The sequence below is a fragment of the Streptomyces flavusporus genome, from assembly GCF_046267975.1.
GTDB lineage: Bacteria > Actinomycetota > Actinomycetes > Streptomycetales > Streptomycetaceae > Streptomyces > Streptomyces flavusporus.
This window is the reverse complement of sequence record NZ_CP176503.1, coordinates 2143166-2165690: the sequence shown is the minus strand read 5'-3', so window position 1 is coordinate 2165690 and position 22525 is coordinate 2143166. Positions and strand designations below refer to the sequence as shown.

Sequence of the window (22525 nt, the reverse complement as noted above, 5' to 3'; positions counted from 1 at the left end):
CCAGGAATCACCGCAGGGAGGAGACACGGGATGGGCAGCCGCACCGCGCTCGTCGAGGATCTGATGGAGCGCTTCCCGCACGTACCGCGGGAAGCCGTCTTCAAAGAGGACCTGCTCCGCGGAGGTGTGGCCTTCGATCCGTCCGCCCTCAGCGACAACGAGGGCGGGGAGGTGAAGCCGAAGTCGTACTTCATCTTCTCCTTCGACCACGGCACCCTGCCCGAGCTGGGTGAGGCCGCGCTGCGCCGCCCGCCGGAGGAGATCATTCTCACCGGCGGCCCGTACGACCTGCGGCGGACCGTCGTGTCCGTGCGCGTGAACCCGTCCTCGCCGTACCGCGTCGCCGCCGACGACGAGGGCCTGCTCGGGCTCTACCTCGACGGCAAGCGCATCGCCGACGTCGGTGTGCCGCCGATGCCCGAGTACTACCGGCACACACTCTCCAACGGAAAGTCCGTCATGGAGGTCGCCCCGACCATCCAGTGGGGCTACCTGATCTACCTCACCGTCTTCCGGGTCTGCCAGTACTTCGGCGCCAAGGAGGAGTGCCAGTACTGCGACATCAACCACAACTGGCGCCAGCACAAGGCCGCCGGACGGCCGTACACGGGCGTGAAGGACGTCGAGGAGGTCCTCGAGGCCCTCGAGATCATCGACCGGTACGACACCGCGAAGGCGTCCACCGCCTACACGCTCACCGGCGGCGCGATCACCAAGACGGTCGCCGGACGGGACGAGGCCGACTTCTACGGCCACTACGCCAAGGCCATCGAGGAACGCTTCCCGGGGCGGTGGATCGGCAAGGTCGTGGCCCAGGCGCTGCCGAAGGACGACGTACAGCGCTTCAAGGACTACGGCGTACAGATCTACCACCCCAACTTCGAGGTGTGGGACCGGCGTCTGTTCGAGCTGTACTGCCCGGGCAAGGAGCGCTACGTCGGCCGCGACGAGTGGCACAAGCGCATCCTGGACTCCGCGGAGATCTTCGGCGCGCGCAACGTCATCCCCAACTTCGTCGCGGGCGTGGAGATGGCGGAGCCCTTCGGCTTCACGACGGTCGACGAGGCGATCGAGTCGACCACCGAGGGCCTGCGCTTCTTCATGTCGCACGGCATCACGCCCCGGTTCACCACCTGGTGCCCCGAGCCCACGACCCCGCTCGGCAAGGCCAACCCGCAGGGTGCGCCGCTGGAGTACCACATCCGGCTGCTTGAGGCCTACCGCGCCACCATGGACGACTTCGGTCTCTCCTCGCCCCCCGGCTACGGCCCGCCCGGACCCGGCCGTGCGGTCTTCTCGGTGAGCTCCTTCATGGACAGTCTGCCCGCGCAGGAGCCGGCAGAGGTGTGATCCTGTGACCCGGATCGATACGTTCCGGGTTCCTGTCCGTATGAGTCACAGAGCACCGTTGCGTGGGCGGGGGAACACAGGGCGGATTTGAATACGCGGCTTGTCAGTTGTGTCGGAACCGTGAAAAGCTCTTGACCCGCCCCGAGGTTCCCCCCAACTCCCTTGCCAACATGGTGAGTTGACCTCGCATGTGGATGCAGGAGACTCATGCCCGACCTGCCGACCCCCCAGGACGCCGCCGAGGCCGCGCTGTTCTCCGAGTGCTGGGACACGGTGCTCTCGTACGCCGACCTGTGCACGTCCGGCTCCGCGGCGGCGACACAGCTCGCCCGGGAGGCGTTCGCACACGGTATACGCGAGGCCCGCTCCGCCGACTCCGGAACGCACCGGAACGGTGGTCGGCGGGCCCCCCGACTGCCGCGGATCGCCCTGCTGCTGACCGCCGTCCGCACCACGGCGGCCGACTGGGAGAGCCAGGGCGAGGGCCACCGCCTCGACCCCGAACTGCGCCTGTGGCTCAACTCCGAGCAGGCCGCCCGCTACACCGGACCGCCGCTGCACCGCCCGCTCGCCCTGCGTGCCCTGCGCGACATGCAGGGACCCGACGCGGAACTGCTGTGGCTGGCCGAGGTGGAGGCGCTGCCGCTGCCGGTGGTGGCCCGCCGGCTCGGCCTCGACCCGTCCGGCGTCGCCGAGGAACTCACCGAGGTCCGCGGCCTGTTCCGGGACCGCTGCCTGAGCAACCACCTCGACACGCCGCTGAGCCCGCAGTGCCGCAGCTACGCCCGGCTGCTCGACGCGATCACCCGCTCGCCGATCGCCGACACCCCCGACGACCTCTCCCGGCACCTCGCCCGCTGTGTGCAGTGCGCGGAGGCCGCGTCCTGCCTGCGGCTGCACGGCGGCGCACTGCCCGGCGCCCTGGCCGGCGGAGTCATCGGCTGGGGCGGCCTCGCCTACCTGGAACGCCGCCGCCGGGCCGCCGAGGTCCGCCTCGGCGCCGGCCGCCCCGACGCGGGCGACCCGGACGACGAGGCGGCGCGGGCCGGTGCCGACAAGGCACGCGTCCTGCGCAACGGACTCCTCGTCGCCGCCGCCCTCGTCTCCCTGCTCGCCCTCGCCGTCACCCTGATGCCCCGCGGCGGCACCGGCGACAATGCCGCGGCATCCGGCGACGGCGCCGACCGCCAGCCCGTCGCCGACCCGCGCCCCTCCATACCGTCCGCCGACCCCCGCCCCTCCGACCCGGCGTCCGCATCGCCCGAGCCGTCGGACCGCAAGGGGTCCGACCCGCCGACACGGCACGAGGACCCCGACCCGGAACCTCAGGGCACCTCCACCTCCACCACTCCGGCGGACACCGGCCCGGCCGATGACGAACCGGCCGCCTGCCATGTCCGGTACGACCTCGTCGGCCAGTGGCCCGACGGCTTCCAGGCCACCGTCACCGTCACCACCGAGCACGCCCTCGACGACTGGCGGGTCGCCTGGTCCTTCCGGGACGGCCAGCGGATCGGCCAGATGTGGGACGCGAGCTTCACCCAGAACGGCGCGCGCGTCGTCGTCGACGCCGCCGACTACAACAGGTCCGTCCCCGCCGACGGCAGCATCTCCTTCGGCTTCCTGTCGTCCTGGCGCGGCAAGAACTCACCGGCGTACGGGTTCACGTTGAACGGACAGGACTGCACGAGGGCCTGATCCGGCCTCTCGACCGGGTCCAGCGTCCTAGGCCAGGCCTAGGCCGTTTCGTCTGGATTACTGAGCCTGACGTCATCAACGTGTGCGTCCCCCCGAGGTGATCCGGATGGCCAAGGTCTCCGCAAAGGACTGGCGACGGCCGATGAGTTTCTCCATGATCCACAGTCATAGATCACGGTTGGCGCGCCGCAGCCGCGCGTGCGGCCGAAGTGTGCACCGACCGAATCTGCTGCCAGCCAGACACGAGACACCGAGGAACCCTTCAATGCGTACCCTGATCAGCACCGCTTTCATCTCGCTCGACGGCGTCGTTGAGGCCCCAGGCGGCGAGCCTGGCTACCGGAACGCCGGGTGGACCTTCAAGGACGTTGAGTTCCTGCCCGAGGCGTTCGACATCAAGGGCAGGGAGCAGAAGGAAGCCACCGCGATGCTGATGGGCCGGACCAGCTACGAGGCATTCAGCCCGGTCTGGCCCGACATGGCGGATTTCGCTGACTACAAGGTGATGCCGAAGTACGTTGTCTCCACCACCCTCACCGAGGACGACCTGGTGTCGGACTGGGGCGAGACGACGATCCTGCGCTCGCTCGACGAGGTTGCTTCGCTGAAGGAGACCGAGGGTGGCCCGATCATCCTCCACGGCAGCGCTTCCCTGAACCAGGCCCTTTCGGACGCCGGCCTGATCGACCGCTACCACCTGTTGGTCTTCCCGCTGCTGCTCGGTGCGGGCAAGCGGTTCTTCAGCGCTGCGGACAAGGACGCCCAGAAGCTGAAGCTCGTCGAGCACGAGGTCTACGCCAACGGTCTGCAAAAGCAGGTCTTCGACATAGTCCGCTGACCGTGCTCTCGCACTCGTCCTGCTGTCGCGTCCCCCGGACGTGGCACTCGCCGGAAGGACCTGCTCGGCGGGTGTGGAATCACCGCGCAGACCACAGGAAGATGCCCGCGATGCGGAGCCCGGCCAGGTAGATGGTCGCGGTCTTTTCGTATCCCACGCCTCCGAGATGAGCCGAAGGATCTCGGTCTCGTCGTTGACGACCTTGCGGGAGAACACCCTCTGGCCTTTGGTGTCGACGGCGACCGCCCAGTGGTGGCCCTTGCTGGCATCGATGCCGACCCATATGCGTGCCTGACGCGCGCTCAACCATGTGCTCCATTCCTCGTGACCAGCCTCTTCAGGCCCGAGGAACACTCCGCCGACAGTTCCTTAACCGGCGATGGCCGCAGCTCTCAATCAGCAGTCGGAGCGTCCCGGAGGACTGGGCGGCCAATCCTCCCGAGCCATCAACAGCAGAATCGCATCAGCCATACCCGGTCCTCCCGGACCGCCTCAATTCTTAAGGAATCGCATCCTCGTGGCTGCGGCGCGGAGCGGCCGGGTGGTGGCCTTGTGACTGAGTGCTTCAGTTGGCCAGTCTGAGCGTCACAGTTGGCCGGAGGATAGCGATCGATTCAGGTAGCTGATGTCGGTTTCGGCGAAGTCGACCGCGATGCCGGGTTGAGCGGCTGTGCTGGACTCGTGGAGGTTTCATCGGGGCCCTGCGGGCCAGTGTGGTCGCATACGTGCGGGCTGGATGAGCTGATTGCGCCGTACGTGCTGGATGAGCAGGTTGCTGGGCGGCTGGAGGTCGGCGAGGGCTGGTCTCGGCGGTGGAGTGCGGTGTGGAAATCGTCGGATGCCGATGTCGTCTGTGCGGTACGCGAGCTGGCTGCCGTTCCGACCAGCATCACGGTGCCGGTACGCCGATTCGCGTGGCGGGCTGATCAGCGTCACCGTCCTGGGCTGAAGTACATGCAGGCCACGGGCCGGATGCATGGCTTCGAGAGCTTGGCTGAGCGTCGGCTGTTGTTGGCCGTCGACTTTGCGGTGGCTGCGGACGAGGTGTTGTCGCAGCCGTTTCGTCTGCGGTTTTCCTCGAAGGACGGCAAGGGGGAGCACACTCCGGACTTCCTGCTGATCAGTGGCGGGGGTGGCTGGCTGCTGGACGTCCGCCCCGCCCATCTGGTCAAGGAGCGGGACGTGCTCCGGTTCGCCGCCGCCCGGCAGGCTGCGGAGGCTGCGGGCTGGCGGTATTCGGTGGTGACCGGCTGGCGCCGTGAGGTGATGACGGGGCTGGAGACGCTGTCCGCCCGGCGGCGGCCGTTGACGGACCCGCTGGGGCTGGGCGACCGGTTGCGGGATCTTGTCGCTGAGCGTCCCCGGCGCCTGGGTGAACTCGTCGAGGCCACCACGGTCCCGCCGGTCGCCCGGGTGCACGTGGTGTATCTGCTCTGGCATCGCAGGCTGGCGGTGGATCTCGCTGCACCGCTGGGAGACGCCTCGTGGATCTATTCCTGCGGGAGGGGGTGATGGACATGGCCCGGCAGCGTCCCCGGCGTGAGGAACTTGATGGTCACGATCTGGAGCGGGCCGAGATCCGGTTAGCCCACCTGCTGGAGGTGGAGACCGGGTTTCGCAGCGGGAGCCCGTTTTGGCCGCTGTCGGGGGAGCCTCGACCTGAGTATGACGGCTCAGCATGAAGACCAAGGAGCGGATGATCCACCAGTACGTGAGGGAGAAGTTCGGGCCCGCGGTGACGGTTCCGCACTACAGCACGCTGGCCGGGGTCTGGAAGGAGTGGTTCGGGCCGCAGGGAGCCCGGCAGCGGTATGTCCGCTCGGCGGCGCTGGAGACCGGCAAGGCGAGGGTGACGATCACTCGTCCCGGGCAGGTCGTGGTGCTGGACACCACTCCGCTGCCGGTGAAGGTACTCGACGACGTGTTCTCCGCTCCGATCTCGGTTGATCTGACGCTCGCCTTGGACGCCCATACGCATTCCCTGGTCGCCTTCCGGCTGACTCCCGTGTCGGACTCGTCGGTGGAGGTGGCCATGCTGTTGCGGGACGTGCTGCTGCCGTTGCCCATGCGGCCGGGCTGGGGTCCGGAGATGGAGTGGCCCTATCCGGGTGTCCCGGCTGCCTTGGTGGCCGAGTTTGCTGGTCATCCGGTGGCCGGGCGGCCGTTCTTCGCGCCGGAGACCGTCACCAGTGATCACGGGAGCGTCTACAAGAACCATCACCTGGTGCGCGTCGCCCGCAGGTTAGGGATCGATCTGCTGCCGGCCCGAATGATGCGGCCGAGTGACAAGGCGGCCTGCGAGCGCGCCTTCGCCGGGATCCAGTCGCTGCTGCTGGAGCTGCTGCTCGGCTACCGGGGGGTGGATGTCGCGGACCGGGGCGTCGACCCGGAGGGGGATGCGGTCTGGACGGTCCAGGAAATGGAGCACCTGCTCGCCACCTGGATCGTGAAGGTCTTTACCGACTGTGGTTTGTGCTGTTCGTGATGTCCGTTCGAGTCTGTGGCGTGGACGTCATGGGCTTGTTTACCGACCGGGTTCAGGACGTTCGTCATGTTCTGGAGTCGGTACGGAGGACGAGTGGTACGGCAGCTTGTGGTCGGGGACTTGCGGGTCCAGCGGATCGAGCGGAAGGGCGGACGGAGGTCGTGGACGATCGTCTGGCCGGAGGGCACGCTTCACGCCGAGGCGGACCGGTTCCTGCGCGTCCATGACGGCTCGGGCACGCAGAAGACTTACGCGTACTACCTGGTGGATCATCTGCGGTGGCTTGAGCGCGAGTGCCTGGCCTTCGCGACGGTCCAACTGCGTGACCTGGAACGGTACATGGGTATCGTCGGCGCCGAGGTCCGCATGCCGCTGGGTGAGCCGTGGCGGGTGGGCAAGCGCCCCTACGGCCGCTCGGCGCTGTCGATCGCGGCGTCCTGTCTGAAGGGCTTCTACCTGCACCAAGCCTCTCTCGGCGTCAACGTCGAGCTCGGTGAGAAGCTCGACGGCACGCGGCTGCCGTCAAGGGTGGACCGTCGCCGCTCGTTCCTCGGACACGTGAAGTCGGCCATGCCGGCGAACCCGCTCGCGCCGAAGGGTCCGTACCGCAGGCACCCGAAGATGCTGCCCGACGGGGCGAGGGAGAAGCTGCTGGAGACGGTGCACTCGGCCCGGGACCGGATGGTGGTGACCTGGCTGGCCGACGGCGGGCTGCGGATCGGCGAGCTGTGCGGACTGCACCTGGCCGACCTGCACCTGCGGGAGAACGCGGCCTGCAACGAGTGCCGCAGCCCTCACCTGCACGTCTGCCACCGCCCTGGCAACCCCAACCGGGCCGAGGCCAAGACCAAGCACCCCTGGCAGGTCGAGCACGGCACGGTCACCGGCGGGCTGATCAAGCGGGTCAGCCCGGAGATGGTGCACACCTACTTCGAGTACCTCACCAGCGAGTACCCGCGCGGCGCCGGGCACGGCATGCTCCTGGTCCAACTGCAGGGCGCCCGCGCCGGACAGCCGTGGGCGCCGGTGGGGGCCCGGCGTTCTGCCAGCTGTCCGCGCAGCGGAGGCACCTTCGACGACATGCGCCGAGCCGGTCTGGAGCTGAGCACCTTCCTGGAACTCCACGCTCCCGCAGGCGGCCACGACCCACGGGCGCTGACGGCCGAGCACATGCACCAGTTCGTCGCCGACCAGCGGCAACGCGAACGGGACGGCCTCGTCTCGCTCGCGGCCAGAGGCGTCCACGGCAAGCCGTCGATCGTTACCGCCAACACCCGACAGCGCGTCTTCCACCGCACCCGGCGGCTCCTGCGCGGAGCCCTGGAATCGGGAGAGGCCGAACGCCTCGGCCTGGACCGGGCCTTCATCACCGCCATGCCCGCCCCGGGGCGGATGGTCAGCCGCGCTCGGCCGCCGTTCGCCGACGGCGTCGCCCGCGCGCTCGCCGACGAGACCAACCTGCGCAGGCTCGCGGAGACCTACGACCCCTTCGACCGCGGCCTGCGGGACGCCTGGGAGACCATCATCGTCACCGGCCGCCGCTGCAGCGAGGTACTCAAACTCCGCCTGGACTGCCTCGGCCGCTACGGCGGACTCCCCATGCTCTGGCACGACCAGACCAAGGTCGGCAACTACGACCAGGCGCTGAGGATCCCTGAACGGGTCCACCAGCTCCTGCAGGACCGCCAACGCAAGACCCTCGCCTTGTTCGAGACCCGGAACAACCGGCCGCCCACCGCCGGGGAACGGGCCCAGATGGCGCTGTTCCCGACGAACCAGCGCAACCGCAACGGACACACGCCGCTGTCCTACAAGTGGTTCCACAAGGGCTTCAAACTCTGGATCGACGAGCTCGACATCGGCCGCTGGGTCCCCCACCAGGCCCGCCACTCGCTGGCCACCAGCCTGCTGCGGGCCGGGGCGAGCCTGACCCACGTCCGCCGCTACCTCGGCCACGTCTCCGAGCGGATGGCCGAGCACTACATCCACCTGACCCAGTCCGACCTGGAGGACGTCCTCCAGCACGTCTGGGTCACCGGCCCCGGCACCGCCAACCCCGGAGAACTCCTCACCGAGCCGACGACCCCGCTCACCCGCGAGCAGGCCCAGACCCTCGCGATCGACCTGTCCCGCCGCAGCACCCCTGCCGAGGGCGGATTCTGCACCTTCCAGCCCGTCGTCGACGGCGGCGCCTGCCCCTTCAACCTCGACTGCCACAACTGCGACAAGTTCGTCCTGTCCGGCGCCGACCTGCTCTACTGGCGGCGCAAACGCGAACAGTGGCGGCTGCTGGCCGAGGGCGCCCCCGACGACGCCACCGCCGACTACCTCCACCGCTACTTCGAACCCACCGCCCGCGCCATCGACGGCCTGGAGAAGGCCCTGGCCGGCCTCGGCCTCCTCGACGACGCCCTCGCCCTGGACCTGCGCAAACCCCAGGACTACTTCCACCGCGTGTGGTCCACCGCCTTCCGCGCATCCGACCTCGCACACGCGGGCGGCGACGAGCCAGACGAGTACAGCGATACGTGCACAGCCGAGGACACCGACCCCGAACAGGACGCCGCATGAACACCGTCCCCGAACCCCGCACCGCCGCTGCCCTGGCCGCCCGCCGCAGCAAGACCGACACGGCCCTCCTACGAGTCCGCGAGTCCATCGCCCGGCTCCAACGGGAGAAGGCCCAGGTCAGCGTCGCCGCTGTCGCCCGGCGGGCGAACGTCTCACGCACCTTCCTCCACGCCAACCCCGAGGCCCGGGCCGCCATCGCCACCGCGATAGCCGAGGCAGGTGACCGCCGGACCCGGATGCTCGCCGAGCAGGACGACGAGCGCGAGGCAACCTGGCGCGAGCGCGCGCTGAACGCCGAGGACGCGCTCAAGGCCGCCCAGGCCGAGATCCTCGCCCAGCGCACCCGCATCGGTGAACTCCTCGGCCAGATCAGGGACTTGCAAGCCGAGTGGACCGAGGAAGCCATCCAGCGGATCACCACCGAGAACACCACCCTCAAGCAAAGAGTCCGCCAGCTGACCGCCGACAACCGCACCCTCGACGAGCGGCTCAAAGCCGCCCGATCCAACCTCCGCTTCCAGGACCGGCGCGTCGCCGACCTCGAAGCCCGCCTGTCCGACCTCACAGATCAGGACACTAAGTGGTCTGCTCCGGAAGTTCTTCGGGGGTTGATCAAGCTGCGAGGGTGACCGAGGATTGTTGCTGGTGATCGGCGGTGTGCCGGTCGAGCCTGGCCAGCAGATCGTCCAGGTCGGAGGTGGTGAACTTCCACTGGAACGGCTGTGCTGTGGCGTTGTAGCGGTCTTCGAAGGCTCGGAGCCGGTCCCCGATATGGGTGAGGTCGGTGAAGTCGTTGGGCGAGACGACCTTGCGTTGGACGACGGAGAAGTAGATCTCCACCTGGTTCAACCACGAAGCGTGGACTGGGGTGTGGACCATGACCGCGTTCGGGAATGTGCTGGTCAGCCGGTCGGCGGCCTTCTGCCCGCGGTGGGAGGAGCCGTTGTCCACGATCCAGAACACCCGTTTGGCGCTCGCGTAGGGTTCCTGGCTCATGACCTGGGCGACCAGGTTCATGAACGGCTCGATGCCGGTGCGCGGCTCGGTGCGGCCGAACACCCGGGCTTGGTGGACGTCGTAGGCGGCGAGGTAGGCCAGGGCGCCGCCGCGGCCGTAGGTGTGGTTGACCCGCATCGCCCGGGCCTGTCCGGGGGCGAGCGTGGGGTGGCAGCGACAGCGGGCCTGGATGGAGGTCTTCTCGTCCGCGCTGATGACGTACTCGTCCGCGTCGAGCGGCCGCCCCTGCCAGGTGCGCGCGTACAGGTCCAGCACACGCTCGGCCTTGGCGCGGAAGTCGGGGTCGGTGATGAAGATCCAGGAGCGGTACTGCCAGGGCTTGAGTGCGTCCTGGTCCAGCCAGCGGCGCACGGTGGAGGCCGACACGGCCGGGGCGATGCCCCGCTGTATGGCCTCGCGGGCCAACTCCGGGTACGACCAGCGCGCCAGCGGGGTGCCGGTCTCGGCGGGCAGTTGGCAGGCCAGCGCCTTGACCTGGGCGGCCTGCAGTGCGGTGAACGCGGGCGGTCGACCGGGGCGCGGGCGGTCGGCCAGCCCGGACATGCCCTCTTCGGCGAACCGGCACCGCCAGGTCCGCACGGTGTCCACATGCAGACCCGTCTCGCGGGCGATGCGCGCGTTGGAGCGGCCCCGTGCCGCGTGGAGCACGACGTGCGCCCGCATCCGGCTCTGGTGGGGAGTCTTGTGGCCGTAGGCCATCTTCTTCAGCCGGTGCCTCTGCGAGGCGGTCAGCGATATCGGGCAGGCAGCAGCAACGGGCAAGGCAGGCAGGCCGATCAGCAGAAGTGGATCTTACCGGCTGGAGCCTGCCGCACCACTGACGCGGGCGACCAGGCAGGATGACCCCATGCCCACCGTGCCTCGACCAAGACCTCCCTCACCCAGAAGCTGATCGCGCGAGCCCGTACCGCCTGGCCCAAGCTCGCCGGCCTGGACGTCCGCTACCGCGGCCAGTTCGCCTACGTCGACGGCGAACTCGCCGACGGCGAGTCCATCAAACTCATGCGTCTGCGCTACGGCGGCTCCGCCAGCACCTGGGGCTTCGCCCTCTACCTCGCCAGCACCGACAAGTACGAAGACACCATCCTGCCCACCGGCAGCTTCGCCGGCACCCCCGAAGAAGCCCTGGACTGCGCCTGCGGCCTCTACCTCACCGCCCCCGGCATCTGAGCCCGGATCCATCATCGTTGATCTCGACTACGACGAGCTTGTCACCCGCGATAAGGCCAACCTCGACATCACGTGGCTGCGCGCCGAGTCCCTTGAGGACCTCGACAACCTGCCCGCGCCCGAGGTCATCGCCCGCGAGATCGTCGAGGACCTCACAGCAGCACTCGAGGAGTTCGCCACCGTCGCGGCGGCCATCGAGAGCGCCGGCACTCAACAAGAGGAGCACACCCGTGACAGACGCGATGTCCTTCCTGCTCGAACGCCTGCATGCGGCCGGCCTGACCGACGTCGTCGCGGCCGAGCCAGCCACTGGAGGCCTCGCCGCGACCGCCGGGCTCGCGCGCTGCGGTGACGGCACGTCGGTGTTCGTCAAGGCGTTCGGCGAGCCGCCGTCGGACGACGCCTTCGCCGCGGAGGCCGAAGGGCTCACCGTGCTGCGCGAGGCGGGCGGCGTCGCCACGCCTGAGATCATCCTCGCGGACCGCGACTTGCTCGTGCTGTCCGTGCTGCAGCCCCGGCCGGGCACCGAGGCCTTCTGGGAGCAGCTCGCGCATGCGCTCGCCCACCTGCACACCACCACGCGGTACCCCCGATTCGGGTGGCACCGGGACAACTGGCTGGGCCGTCGTCGCCAGGTCAACACCTGGGATGACGACGGGTTCGAGTTCTTCGCCCAGCACCGTCTGCTGCGCTGGCTCGGCGAGCGTCGCGTCCAGGAGGCGCTCGACGCCGCGGACCGGGCGGCGCTGGAGCGGCTGTGCGACCGGCTGCCCGAGCTGCTGCCGGTCAGGCCCGCGTGCCTGACGCATGGCGACCTGTGGGCGCTGAACGTCATGGCGACCCCCGACAGGCGGCCCGCGCTGATCGACCCGGCCGTGTCGTACACGTGGGCCGAGGTCGACCTGGCCCACCTGTGGACGACGGCGCCGCCGCCCGAGGCGCACGTGTTCTTCGAGCTGTACGCCGAGCTGACCGGGCTCGACCGCGACTGGCGCGAACGCATGCCGATTCTCCAGCTACGCCAGCACCTGGCCGTGATCGCCCAGTTCGACCCCGACTGGGGCGCCGCCGATCTCGTGCGCGCCACGCTCGCCCCGTTCCGGCAGCGGCCCTGAGCTCAGCTGAGTAGAAGCCAGACACAACACCGGCTCCGGAGTCAACCCCCGAAGGACTTACGGAGCCGACCACTAAGTAGCCAGTTTCTGACCGGTCACGGACACAGCGATGAGTTTTTCCGGCCCGGAGAGTCTCACCACAGTTATCGATCAACACAGGAGGAACACGTGGCTCAGCTACTGAGAGTCCAGAACTTCAACGTCTCGAGTGACGGCATCGGCGCCGGTGAGGACCAGAGCCTCGAGCGTCCGTTCGGCCATGTCAATCCCGAGAGGCTGTTCGCCTGGGCCGGCGCCACGGCGAGCTGGCCCATGCGCACCGACCCCGGCGGGAGCCGGGGCCTCGACGACTACTTCACGCGGGACTACGCACGCAACATCGGTGCCGAGATCATGGGCCGCAACAAGTTCGGCCCTCAGCGCGGGCCCTGGCACAACCAGGAGTGGCGCGGCTGGTGGGGTGACGAGCCCCCGTTCCGCACCCCGGTGTTCGTCATGACTCACCACAAGCGTCCGTCGTTCACGCTCTCCGACACCACGTTCCACTTCGTCGACGGCGACCCCGCCACGGTCCTCGAGCAGGCGCGGAAGGCGGCGCAGGGCAAGGACGTCCGGCTCGGCGGCGGGGTTACCACCGTCCGGGAGTTCCTGGACGCCGACCTCGTCGACACCATGCATGTGGCGGTCTCGCCGGTGAAGCTCGGGTCCGGGCTACGGCTCTGGGAGTCGCCCGATGAGCTGCTCGACCGGTTTCACCTGGAGGTCGTGCCCAGCCCGAGCGGCGTGACGCACCACCTGTTCTGGCGCAAGTAACACCAGGGCCCACTCGGGGATGCCTCGGACATGGCCCGTCCACCGTTCCGGTGGACGGGCCATCCCACGAGCCCCGCAACGAGTTACGGCCACGACCCCACCCCGTCTTCGCGAACATGTAGTCTATGAATCGCCGCAGTTCAGAGCCGGTGCACGAGTTCCTGCGGTCGGTAAACTGGACGACATCACCAGGCTTCGCATGCACCGAGCAGACGACCAGGACACCCTCGATCTCATCCGGGCCTTCATGAGTATGCACGTCACGCTCGTCCTGATCGGAGTCGACATCCCCGCCTCGGGGCTCCTGCAGGAAGGAAGCCCCGACCCGCGCACCGGCCAGTGGCGTCTTCCTGCCTCCCAGACGGCCAAGACCCACGGTCTGGAGCCGACACAGACCGAGCGCCGGTTCGACCTGGTGGAACTCGACCGCTTCCGCTACGACTCCCCGCCCCAGATCGCCGCCTGGGTCCAGCACCTGGCTGGCCTCGAAGACCAGCTCCGGCTGCTGAAGGCCAAGCCCGGCATGCTCACCGACGGACACATGCCCGAATACCTCTTCGACCGCACCAAAGGCGTGGTCGGCCTGTTGGAACGGCTGATCGAGGACGGCTGCCAGGAGGCCCTGGACACCGGAGAGGAGTGCCTGAGCGAAGCCTTCCTCGACGGCATCGACATCAACGTGTCCCACGCTCCCGGACGGGACGCCGACGCCGGTGAGATCCCGGCAGTCCCCCCGGTCGCCACCGCCGTCGCCCGCAGAAGACAGCCGAAGAAGAACAGCCGTCCCAGGCCCTCCACGGTCTTCGACGACCACGGCCCCGCCGCCGAGAGCGGTGGGTGAACCATGCGGCACCGGCCCCTTCCCCGCAGCCTGAACCCCACGCCCGGCGAGGCCCTGCCCAGCTTCCTGCTGCGGCTGTCCTACCGGCTCAGCGTCAAACCGCTGGATCTGGCCGAACACTGCGGCCTGCTCGGAGCCTCCCGCGTCACGTTCCCCAGCCGGCACCTGGTTCAGCTCGACGCCGAAACCGCCCAAGCCCTCGCACGCAGCTGCCGCCTGAGCGTCGCCGAAGTACACGATCTGACACTGGACCGGCAGGCTCCCGGGTTCCCGCCTCTTCGTCTCAACTACCTGGGCAGAAAGCGCACGTTCGAGACCATGGTGGCCGAAGGCTGGTCTTTCACCCGCTTCAGCCGGTACTGCCCACAGTGCCTGAGCGACCCAGAACACGGCAGCATGACCAGCTCCTGGCCGGGCATCTGGCACCTCCCCATGGCCTTCGCCTGCCCACGACACCACCGCTACCTCGACTGGCGCTGCCCTGCCTGCGGCAATCCCGCCTTCTCGGCCGGCATCACCGCCGCAGGCCGCTGGCGGCCCGCTCAGCTGATCCCCAACCCCACCACGGTCCTCCACCCGGCCCAGTGCCGCAGCCGCATCGACGACCATGACCACATCAACCAGCCGCCACCGGCTTGCGGCCAGCGACTCGACCGCCACATCAGCCCCACCATCCGCCCTTCCCCCGACGCCCTGCACCTGCAACAGGTGCTGCTGGAACTCGCCACGGCCCTGGCCGACCCGCACCGGGCCGTGAGCGCCGCCGAGCAGTTCACCGACCTCCGCGCAGCCATGCTGCTGATCTGCGGCACCTGGCCCGCCACCGCCGAACTCTTTCCGCAGGCCGCAAACCTGGACGCCATCGACACCGACGTCGACCAGCGGCTGCGACGTCTCGCCGCACGAAAGACGAAGGTCACCCACCTCGCTCGCGCACTCGACACGCCGCCCGCGGACTCCGTGGCCTGCGCTGCCCTGATGCTGCTGGCCCGGCAGGTCCTCGCAGGCCCTGACCGGGCCGAGCACATCGGCGCCCTCCTCTCCCGCTGCACCAGGCAGTGGCCGGGACGACTCAAGCTCCTTCGGCTGGAACCACACTGCTCGGCCGGCCTGCGCACCACGTTCCAGCCCGGCCTCGATGGCCTCCGTCCGGTCAGCACCGACTACCTGGCCTTCTTCCCTCAACCCGCCACCCACCAAGGGAAACTGGACGCCGCAGCGATCCCTCAACGACTTCCCGACGCCTGGATGGAACCCCTGCGAGCACTCGGCGCCCCCATCCGGCCTCTCCGCCGCGACGCCGCCATCCGACTGGTGCAGATGGCACATGGCGGCACCCGCCGACAAGCGACTCTCTACCTCGGGTTCACCGCCTCCGTGGGCACGAACACGAGTGCTCAACTCCGCTCATGGCAGTCGAGCGACGACAACGCACGAAAGTACGCAGATACCCTGGACCGTCTCGCCAACGAACTCGTGGCGGACGGTTCCCTCGTCAACTACCAGCACCGCCGAGCCCGTCTGCAGGACTGGGTCCTCCCGCCCGACGACTGGAAGAAGATCATCGAGGCGGTCGTCCGGCGACTGGAGCCAGGCCAGCGTCACCGCATCCGATGGGACCGGGCACGACACCTGGCCGCCTCGGCGATCGTCTGGGCACAGGTCACGCAGGGCGAATGGCAATGGGCACCCATGCTCCAGAGCCGACCAGACGTCGGCCTCATCGAGATCAAGAGGACCAGATTCAGCGCCTACGAACTCACCCTGCCCGTCTTCCCGAGCAGAGGACCCGGCCTGCTCGCCCGCCTCCTGCACGACGCACTCCACGAGCACGCGGGCAGGCTAGCTGGACGGGTAGACCGTCTCGGCGAGAAGCGGCGCTGAGCCACCAGATGTCAGAGGGTGGTACGTGAGTTGATGTCCGTTCGGCCCTTTCGACAAGGGTAAGCGGGCTGGCCGCGACGTCGCCGGGAGGCTACGGCCACGGCTGGGTGAACAAGCCCTGCTCGGTCTCGACCAGGATTCCGCGGTCGGTCACGCCGCTTTCCCGAGGGACACATCCTCGGGGATCGGGGGCTGACGCCGCGGCATGAGCAGTATCGTTCCGGCGGCCAGTGCGACGGTGACGCAGCACAGGTTCATCATGGTCACGATACCCAGCGCCTCGCTCAGCAGTGAGCCGGCCACCATGCCCGACAAGGAGGCCGCCGCCTGTAGAAATCCGTTGGTGGCGCTGACCCTGCCCAGCATGGCGTCAGGGGTGTGACGGGCGACGAACGTCCCGCTTGTGATGGCGAAACAGACCATGGGCGCCCCGATTGTGAGGAACAGTGCGGCGCTCCACCCGATCACAGGGGTGTTGAATGTCGCCGCGAAGGTCACGGCGAGCGCTGTGAGAGAGCCCACCAGCACTGTCCGGTCGGCGAACCTCCGGGCGAGTGCGCGGCTGAGCGGCACCCCGAGCAGGAACCCTGCACCGAAAGCCCCGAAGAGCAGGCCGAGGATCTGTGGTGAGGCGTGCAGGACCCGGTCCATGTACGGGATGAGGCCGACGTTCACGGCGGACGTGGCGATCGCGAAGAGAGCACCGGCTGCCGCCAGCGCCACCAGCCACGGGCTGTGGCGTATCTGTGCGACTCCGTCGCGGATCTCGGCGACCAGCCTGCGTACCTGCCCGCGCCCCGCCCCAGTGCTTCGGCACGCCGTCGTCCGCGGCCGGTAGCGGACCATCGAGAGGTACAGTGCCGAACACGCGTAGCTGATCGTGTCGATGGCGACGACTGCCGTGAAACCCAGTACGCCGTACACGGCCCCGCCCAACGGGCCGCCGACGAGCCGGATGGAGCCGGCGATCAGGGCGCTCAGGGAGTTCGCCGCGTGGAGGTCGCCCCCACGGCCGACCAGTTGCGGGAGCAGGGCGGCGGAGGCCGGGTTGAACAGCTGGCTCAGGGACGACTCCAGGACCAACGCGACGTAGATCAGCCACACCTCGTCCGGACTGTCCACCCACAGCATCAGCGAGACCGCCACCATCCGGACCAGGTCCGCGGCGATCATGACGCGCAGCCGGTTCCAGCGGTCGACGAGCGCCCCGGCCAGCGGGCCGAGGACCAGCGCCGGGACCGTTCCCGCGGCCAGCGAGAACCCCGACGCCATGGCGGAGCCGGTCAGCTCCAGGACGTAGTACGGGACCGCGAGGAGCAGGAACCAGTCGCCAAGGCTGGACAGCAGTTGACCGGACGCGAGAAACCGGTAGTCCCGGATCCGCAGCACACTGAACAAGACTGTTCCTTCGGGATGGAGGCCCGGGCCCGGGCCCGGCAGCCGACGTGGCCACGCCTGAGCGGCGTCAACCCCGCCCAGACGGCGGGTGGATGAAGACCAGCGCGTACCGCCCACTGGATTCCTTCAGACGGACCAGGTTCCCCCCACTTCAAGCAACTCCCTTTCGGTCGGTTACATGCACAGCCGACTGACTGGTGCCGTGTGATCACCTCGACGGAAGCGCCCCAAGCAAAACGTACAGGACGTACAGAATTTGCGATACGTAGAGGGCCCATGAGATTCAGTGACGCATGCCCGGTCCGAGCTAGCGGAGCTGATCAACCGCGTCCTCTACGGCGGGGAGCGCGTCGTCCTGACCCGCCACAGCAAGCCGCTCGTCGCCTCGTGTCGGCCGCCGACCTGGAGCGACTCGAATCCGCCGGACAAGGCGATTGGCACGGTGTCCGTCATCCTGGACGCCCCGTCCCCTCACAGCGAGCCGAACCAGTTCGGCCTAGTCGCCGACCAGCCATCTTCTTGGCGCGAACCTGCCATCGCGGCCGGCGGGTGTTCCGGCGCACCTAAGCTCGGTTCCATCGGCGTGATCCACGCAGATCTCCGCAGGTGTGCCACGGCGCCGGGCCGATCGTGGCTCGAACAAGACCGGGCCGGGACGGAGCTGACAATGACCGGTACCCATCCGGACCGAGCCGGCGGCCGGGACCCGGGGATCATCGCGGTACTCGGTGCGTTCGTACTCAACGGCGCGCTGCTTGGCTCGTGGGCCCCTCGGGTGCCGGCGCTGGCCGCGCAGATCGGTGCGGAGGAGGGGGCGCTGGGGCTGTCCCTGCTCGGTGCCAGCGTAGGTATGATCGCCGCTTCGCTTCTCGCCGGTCGGCTTTGCGCGGCGTTCGGCGCTCGCATCGTGATGACGGTGTCCGGCGTTGCCGGGTCCGCAATGCTTCCGGCTCTGGGACTGGCGAGGTCGCCCGCGACGCTCGGCCTGCTGCTGATCGTACTCGGCGCAATGGTCGGCGTGATGGACGTGGCGATGAACGTGTCCGGCGTGACAGCGATCCGGCGGACCGGCCGGGCGATCATGCCGCTGTTCCACGCTGCCTTCAGTTTCGGCACGCTGGCCGGTTCGGTCGGCGCTGCGGCCGCGGCCGGACAAGGATTGGCACCGAGCCGTCATTTTGTCATCGTCGCGGTGATCTGCGGCGGCGTCACCGTCGGCATCGCCCGCTGGATTCCCGTCGAGGAACTACTGAGGGTGCCCGCAGAGAGCGGGCGCGCCGGGCGGGCACCGTTCAGGCGACCGGCGCTGTGGCTGCTCGGCGGCGTGGCACTGTGTGCCTCGATAGCCGAAGGAGCGACCGCGGACTGGTCGGCGCTGTTCGGTGTGCAGGAGCGCGGTCTCAGCGAGGCCACCGGCGCCCTGATCTACTCGTGCTTCTCGATCACCATGGCGTGCACCCGCTTGTGCGGTGAGACGATCCAGCGTCATTGGGGCGCACCACGGATGCTCATCGGGGGTGCGGCGATCGGTGGGCTGGGGCTGGTCACCGCGGTCATGGCGCCGTCGCCGGCGCTCACCTTCGCCGGCTTCGCTGTCGCTGGTGTCGGTCTGGCATACGCGTCCCCCGTCGTCATGGAGTTGAGCGGCGCGGCCGGGCGACGGGCCGATGGGGGCGGTGGTGAGCGCGAGGTCGCGTTCGCTACAACCATTGCCTACAGCGGGTTCTTGCTCGGCCCTCCGATGGTGGGCGGCATCGCCGAGCTGACCAGCCTGCCGGTCGCGCTCGGCGCTGTCGCGATGCTCGTGTTGTTGATCGGCCCGCTGACTCTGGCCGCGGGTACTTTCCGGCGCCGGGAGTTGTCGTCGGCCGAGGAGTCAGCGGCGAACCCCGCCCGGGGCACAGCGATCCGGCGCAAAATCGGCTGAGCCCGCCGCCACGGTCGTGGGGGTTCGTCGTGATGTGCAAGCGCTGCGTCGTCGTGATGTGCAAGCGCTGCGTCGTCGTGGAGTGCGTCCGCGTGTACGCGCGTGGCCCCAAGTAGTTCCAGAACCTCGGTGACGTTGCGCCGGGTCGATACTGTCCAGGCCGCCTCCACTTCGTCGTAGTGACGAGTCGTCACGAAACAGCCGAGCATGTCAACGCTGAGCGCCGAAGTGGCCAACTGAAGCACTCAATGGCCAACTGAGGCGCTCAGTCACATGGCCTTCCCCGGCGGCCGGGGAAGGGGGAGAGATACGGATGGCGAACGCGTGATCGATTGATTCGCTCAATGGGGTGAGCGGCTGCGAACGCGTGGTGGTGCTTCGCACGGGTGTGCAGCGTCGTTGATCGTGAAGTTGGTGGTGCAGGTCAGACTCCCGCCGACGCCCGTGCAGGCGGCGGCACTTGAGGCGACCCTGCGCGCCTGCAACGAGGCGGCCACCTGGGCCAGCGAGGTCGCGTTCGACAAGGATGTGAAGCGGAACTTCGCGCTGCGCGAGCACACCTACGGCGAGGTCAAGGCCCGGTGGCGGCTGGGCGCGCAGGCCGCCCAGCACGTGATCAAGAAGACGTGCGACGCGTACGCCACGCTGAAGGTCAACCGGAAGGCCGGGAACCTGGGCAAGCCCGGCTCCCAGCGGTACCGGAAGGCCGCCGGAAAGCCGGTCGCCTTCCGGCCGCAGAGCGCGCAGCCCTGCGACGACCGGATGCTGTCCTGGCAGATCCCCGACCGCCGGGTGTCGATCTGGACGGTTTCGGGGCGGGTGAAGGACGTGGCGTTCACCGCCGCCCCCGAGCAGCTGGCCACCCTGGCCCTGTACCGCAAGGGCGAGTCCGACCTGGTCTGCCGGGACGGCATGTGGTTCCTGAACGCCACCTGCGAGGTCCCCGAAGCACCGCCGAACACCGAACCGGTGGACTTCCTCGGCATCGACCTGGGCATCGTGAACATCGCCACCACGTCCGACGGCGAGATCCTGGCCGGGCGCGAGCTCAACCGCATCCGCGAACGGGTACGGCTTGCAAAGCCCCAACGGGCCACCCTCCACAGCTGGTCGTTTGCCCAGCTGGGGGCGTTCATCGCGTACAAGGCCCGCCGCGTGGGGGTGCCGGTGGTGTACGTCGATCCGGCGTACACCTCGCGCACCTGCGCCGAGTGCGGGCACGTGGACAGGGCGAACCGGGTCTCGCAGGCCTGGTTCGCGTGCCGGAACTGCGGATTCGTTGATCATGCAGACCGATGGGGGCACCTCCCGCTCGAGCGAAGCCGAGAGTGGGGGAGGCTCCCGCAACATCCGCGCTCGCGCGTGGGAGTTGTGGCGACGCGGGGCCCAGTCAACGGCCCCTGCCCCACCTCCGGAGCGCACGCGCGGGGCGGGCTGGACGCAAACGCAGCATCACACCCGGTGATGCCCGTTGTGCAAGCCCGTCTCTTTAGCGACGGGCAGTTGAGAGCACGCCCTCCAGCGTGAGCAGCTGCACCTTTCGGTCGAGACCGCCCGCGTAGCCGGTCAGTGCACCGTCGGCGCCGATCACGCGGTGGCAGGGGCGGAGGACCAGCAGCGGGTTGGCGCCGATCGCGCCGCCGACGGCCCGTACGGCGGCCCTGGGGGCGCCGATCCGGGCCGCGATCTCGCCGTACGTGGTGGTGGCGCCGTACGGCAGTGAGTCCAGGGCGGCCCACACCCGCTGCCGGAACGTGGTGCCGTCGGTGTGCGCCGGCAGCCGGAACTCCTTGAGCTCGCCGGCGAAGTACGCGGCGAGCTGCTCCTCGGCCTCGCGAAACAGCCCGGGGTCGTGCCGCCAGCCGTCCCGGACGGTGCGGCCGCCCTTCTGGCCGGGCACGGACAGGGACGTCAGTGTGCCGCTCGGGTCGGCGGTGAGGAGCAGCTCGCCGAGCGGGCTGTCGACGGTGGTCCAGTGGGTCGGGGTGGTCATCGGTACTCCAACTCCCCTGCTGTGCACAGGTGTTGTACGGCATATGAGCGCCAGGGGCGGCAGCTGTCGGGAACGTCCGTGTCGGGCGGCGCCACGTCGGGGTCGCCCAGGGCGCGGGTGCGGATGGCGGCGACGGTGGCGTCGTCCAGGCCGGGCAGGGCGAGCAGTGCCGCCTGTGCGTCGTCCCGGTCGGCGCCCGGGTCGAGCCGTACGGCGCCGTCGGCGAGGGCCGCGGTGAGCGCGCCCAGGGTGCCGCCGGGCTCGGCCTCCGCGAGGACGGCCGGTTCGGGGAAGACGTGGGTGAGGGTGCCGCACGGGACGTCGAGGGCCTTGCCGTACCGCTGTACGAGCTGCTCCGCCGCCGGTCCCACCAGCGCGCGGATCGCCAGCTCCTCCGGGTCGGCGGCGCCCGGCGAACGCAGTCCGGGCCGCGCGGCGACCAGCGGGGCGAGCCGCGGGTCGGCGCCGAGCCGCTCGTCGACGGCGTACGGATCGGCGTCGAGGTCGAACAGCCGCCGCAGCCGCTGCACGGCCGTGGTGAGGTCGCGCAGGTCGGTGAGATGCAGCCGCGCGTCGAGCCAGCCGCCCCGGTGGCGGGCCGACCCGGAGCTCCCCGGCCGCTCGTCGACCGCGACGATTCCCGTGCCGTAGGGCAGGTGGAGCGTACGGCGGTAGGTGCGGCCGCCGGGCACCCCGCTCACCTCCTCGATGCCGGGCACCGCCTCGCGGGCCAGCAGGTCGAAGACGGCACCGGCGTGGTACGGACCCCGGTGGGCGAGCCGCAGCGGAATCCCGGCGCTCGGGGTGTCCGCCCGCCGGGCCGGGCGGCGCTGGGGCGCGGCGGCGCGCAGTTCGCTCGGTGTCGACGCGTACACGGCGCGGATCGTGTCGTTGAACTGGCGCACACTGGCGAACCCGGACGCGAACACGATCTGGGTGACGGGCAGATCGGTGGTCTGGAGCAGCACCCGCGCGGTGTGCGCCCGCTGGGCCCGGGCCAGCGCGACGGGGCCGGCGCCGAGCTCGGCGGTGAGCTGGCGCTGCACCTGCCGGGCGCTGTAGCCGAGCCGCGCGGCGAGGCCGGCGACGCCTTCCCGGTCGACGACGCCGTCGCCGATCAGCCGCATGGCCCGCCCCACGACGTCGGCCCGCGCATTCCAGTCGGCCGAGCCCGGCACCGCGTCCGGCCGGCACCGCCGGCAGGCCCGGAACCCCGAGCCCTGCGCGGCGGCGGCCGTCGCGAAGAACCGCACGTTGTGCCGTTTGGGCGTCACTGCGGGACAGCTCGGCCGGCAGTAGATGCCGGTCGTCTCGACGGCGAAGAAGAACGCCCCGTCGAATCGCCCGTCCCTGCTGCGCACGGCCTCGTACCTGCTGTCTTCGTCCATCACGCTGTCCAGTCTCCGCCGTGGGGAGCGGAGCTGC

General features: G+C 69.4%; 19 protein-coding genes and 1 pseudogene. 14 read left to right on the top strand and 6 right to left on the bottom strand.

All coding sequences use genetic code 11. The features are described from left to right. The first annotated feature begins 30 nt into the window (after nt 1-30). The 3 genes from ACKTSN_RS10195 (at nt 31) to ACKTSN_RS10185 (ending at nt 3886) form a co-directional block, all read left to right on the top strand. Nucleotides 31-1350, top strand: a complete 1320-nt coding sequence (locus ACKTSN_RS10195; RefSeq protein WP_409468796.1) for a radical SAM protein — start codon at nt 31-33, stop codon at nt 1348-1350. A gap of 207 nt (nt 1351-1557) precedes the next feature. Further along, the gene (locus tag ACKTSN_RS10190; RefSeq protein WP_409468795.1) at nt 1558-3048 is read left to right on the top strand and encodes a cellulose binding domain-containing protein; all 1491 of its coding nucleotides are present in this window, start codon (nt 1558-1560) and stop codon (nt 3046-3048) included. 265 nt (nt 3049-3313) lie between these two features. Further along, entirely contained in the window at nt 3314-3886 is a 573-nt protein-coding gene (locus ACKTSN_RS10185; protein ID WP_409468794.1) for a dihydrofolate reductase family protein, read from the top strand. 159 nt (nt 3887-4045) lie between these two features. On the opposite strand, the pseudogene ACKTSN_RS10180 reads toward ACKTSN_RS10185, so the two are convergent. After that, nucleotides 4046-4192, bottom strand: a pseudogene (locus ACKTSN_RS10180) (IS110 family transposase); the annotation flags it as partial. Nucleotides 4193-4780: 588 nt separating this feature from the next. Between ACKTSN_RS10180 and ACKTSN_RS10175 the strand changes: the two are divergent. The 4 genes from ACKTSN_RS10175 to ACKTSN_RS10160 all read left to right on the top strand — a co-directional run bounded on the left by ACKTSN_RS10175 (nt 4781) and on the right by ACKTSN_RS10160 (nt 9571). Further along, complete coding sequence (locus ACKTSN_RS10175; protein ID WP_409474793.1) at nt 4781-5398, top strand: TnsA-like heteromeric transposase endonuclease subunit; 618 nt, start codon at nt 4781-4783, stop codon at nt 5396-5398. A 166-nt stretch (nt 5399-5564) separates the two neighbouring features. Further along, nucleotides 5565-6371, top strand: coding sequence for a hypothetical protein (locus ACKTSN_RS10170; RefSeq protein WP_409468793.1), 807 nt, complete (start codon nt 5565-5567; stop codon nt 6369-6371). A 93-nt stretch (nt 6372-6464) separates the two neighbouring features. Then, nucleotides 6465-8942, top strand: a complete 2478-nt coding sequence (locus ACKTSN_RS10165; protein WP_409468792.1) for a tyrosine-type recombinase/integrase — start codon at nt 6465-6467, stop codon at nt 8940-8942. Further along, entirely contained in the window at nt 8939-9571 is a 633-nt protein-coding gene (locus ACKTSN_RS10160; protein ID WP_409468791.1) for a hypothetical protein, read from the top strand. The genes ACKTSN_RS10165 and ACKTSN_RS10160 overlap by 4 nt, the downstream gene beginning before the upstream one ends. Here the strand turns inward: ACKTSN_RS10160 and ACKTSN_RS10155 are convergent. Beyond that, nucleotides 9555-10721, bottom strand: coding sequence for an IS630 family transposase (locus tag ACKTSN_RS10155; RefSeq protein ID WP_409468790.1), 1167 nt, complete (start codon nt 10719-10721; stop codon nt 9555-9557). The genes ACKTSN_RS10160 and ACKTSN_RS10155 overlap by 17 nt on opposite strands. 240 nt (nt 10722-10961) lie before the next feature. Between ACKTSN_RS10155 and ACKTSN_RS10150 the strand changes: the two genes are divergently transcribed. After that, complete coding sequence (locus ACKTSN_RS10150) at nt 10962-11129, top strand: hypothetical protein (protein WP_409468789.1); 168 nt, start codon at nt 10962-10964, stop codon at nt 11127-11129. Here the strand turns inward: ACKTSN_RS10150 and ACKTSN_RS10145 are convergent. Then, nucleotides 11110-11355, bottom strand: a complete 246-nt coding sequence (locus ACKTSN_RS10145; RefSeq protein ID WP_409468419.1) for a hypothetical protein — start codon at nt 11353-11355, stop codon at nt 11110-11112. The two genes, ACKTSN_RS10150 and ACKTSN_RS10145, sit on opposite strands and share 20 nt — an antisense overlap. Nucleotides 11356-11359: 4 nt before the next feature. Between ACKTSN_RS10145 and ACKTSN_RS10140 the strand changes: the two genes are divergently transcribed. From ACKTSN_RS10140 to ACKTSN_RS10125, 4 genes are all read left to right on the top strand, one after another. Then, entirely contained in the window at nt 11360-12244 is an 885-nt protein-coding gene (locus ACKTSN_RS10140) for a fructosamine kinase family protein (protein WP_409468788.1), read from the top strand. 168 nt (nt 12245-12412) lie between these two features. Further along, on the top strand, nt 12413-13057 hold the full coding sequence (locus tag ACKTSN_RS10135; protein WP_409468787.1) for a dihydrofolate reductase family protein: 645 nt from the start codon (nt 12413-12415) through the stop codon (nt 13055-13057). Nucleotides 13058-13256: 199 nt separating this feature from the next. After that, complete coding sequence (locus tag ACKTSN_RS10130) at nt 13257-13898, top strand: hypothetical protein (protein WP_409468786.1); 642 nt, start codon at nt 13257-13259, stop codon at nt 13896-13898. Nucleotides 13899-13901: 3 nt separating this feature from the next. Then, complete coding sequence (locus ACKTSN_RS10125) at nt 13902-15782, top strand: TniQ family protein (protein WP_409468785.1); 1881 nt, start codon at nt 13902-13904, stop codon at nt 15780-15782. Between the two features lie 150 nt (nt 15783-15932). On the opposite strand, the gene ACKTSN_RS10120 is transcribed toward ACKTSN_RS10125, so the two are convergent. Next, nucleotides 15933-17171, bottom strand: a complete 1239-nt coding sequence (locus ACKTSN_RS10120) for an MFS transporter (protein WP_409474792.1) — start codon at nt 17169-17171, stop codon at nt 15933-15935. 295 nt (nt 17172-17466) lie between these two features. Between ACKTSN_RS10120 and ACKTSN_RS10115 the strand changes: the two genes are divergently transcribed. Together ACKTSN_RS10115 and ACKTSN_RS10110 are read left to right on the top strand one after the other, a co-directional pair. Beyond that, nucleotides 17467-19107: an MFS transporter gene (locus tag ACKTSN_RS10115; RefSeq protein WP_409468784.1), complete on the top strand. Its 1641-nt coding sequence runs from the start codon at nt 17467-17469 to the stop codon at nt 19105-19107. Nucleotides 19108-19521: 414 nt separating this feature from the next. After that, nucleotides 19522-20634: an RNA-guided endonuclease InsQ/TnpB family protein gene (locus ACKTSN_RS10110; protein WP_409468783.1), complete on the top strand. Its 1113-nt coding sequence runs from the start codon at nt 19522-19524 to the stop codon at nt 20632-20634. Here the strand turns inward: ACKTSN_RS10110 and ACKTSN_RS10105 are convergent. Then, nucleotides 20597-21100, bottom strand: a complete 504-nt coding sequence (locus tag ACKTSN_RS10105; RefSeq protein WP_409468782.1) for a methylated-DNA--[protein]-cysteine S-methyltransferase — start codon at nt 21098-21100, stop codon at nt 20597-20599. The two genes, ACKTSN_RS10110 and ACKTSN_RS10105, sit on opposite strands and share 38 nt — an antisense overlap. Further along, the gene (locus ACKTSN_RS10100; protein WP_409474791.1) at nt 21097-22488 is read right to left on the bottom strand and encodes a DNA-3-methyladenine glycosylase 2 family protein; all 1392 of its coding nucleotides are present in this window, start codon (nt 22486-22488) and stop codon (nt 21097-21099) included. Before ACKTSN_RS10100 ends, ACKTSN_RS10105 begins: the two co-directional genes overlap by 4 nt. Nucleotides 22489-22525 lie beyond the last annotated feature (37 nt).

Coding starts and splice junctions, on each gene's coding strand:
- ACKTSN_RS10185 (WP_409468794.1), top strand. CDS start 3,314: ATGCGTACCCTGATCAGCACCGCTTTCATCTCGCTCGACGGCGTCGTT.
- ACKTSN_RS10190 (WP_409468795.1), top strand. CDS start 1,558: ATGCCCGACCTGCCGACCCCCCAGGACGCCGCCGAGGCCGCGCTGTTC.
- ACKTSN_RS10125 (WP_409468785.1), top strand. CDS start 13,902: ATGCGGCACCGGCCCCTTCCCCGCAGCCTGAACCCCACGCCCGGCGAG.
- ACKTSN_RS10105 (WP_409468782.1), bottom strand. CDS start 21,100: ATGACCACCCCGACCCACTGGACCACCGTCGACAGCCCGCTCGGCGAG.
- ACKTSN_RS10100 (WP_409474791.1), bottom strand. CDS start 22,488: ATGGACGAAGACAGCAGGTACGAGGCCGTGCGCAGCAGGGACGGGCGA.
- ACKTSN_RS10195 (WP_409468796.1), top strand. CDS start 31: ATGGGCAGCCGCACCGCGCTCGTCGAGGATCTGATGGAGCGCTTCCCG.
- ACKTSN_RS10150 (WP_409468789.1), top strand. CDS start 10,962: ATGCGTCTGCGCTACGGCGGCTCCGCCAGCACCTGGGGCTTCGCCCTC.
- ACKTSN_RS10160 (WP_409468791.1), top strand. CDS start 8,939: ATGAACACCGTCCCCGAACCCCGCACCGCCGCTGCCCTGGCCGCCCGC.
- ACKTSN_RS10170 (WP_409468793.1), top strand. CDS start 5,565: ATGAAGACCAAGGAGCGGATGATCCACCAGTACGTGAGGGAGAAGTTC.
- ACKTSN_RS10130 (WP_409468786.1), top strand. CDS start 13,257: ATGCACCGAGCAGACGACCAGGACACCCTCGATCTCATCCGGGCCTTC.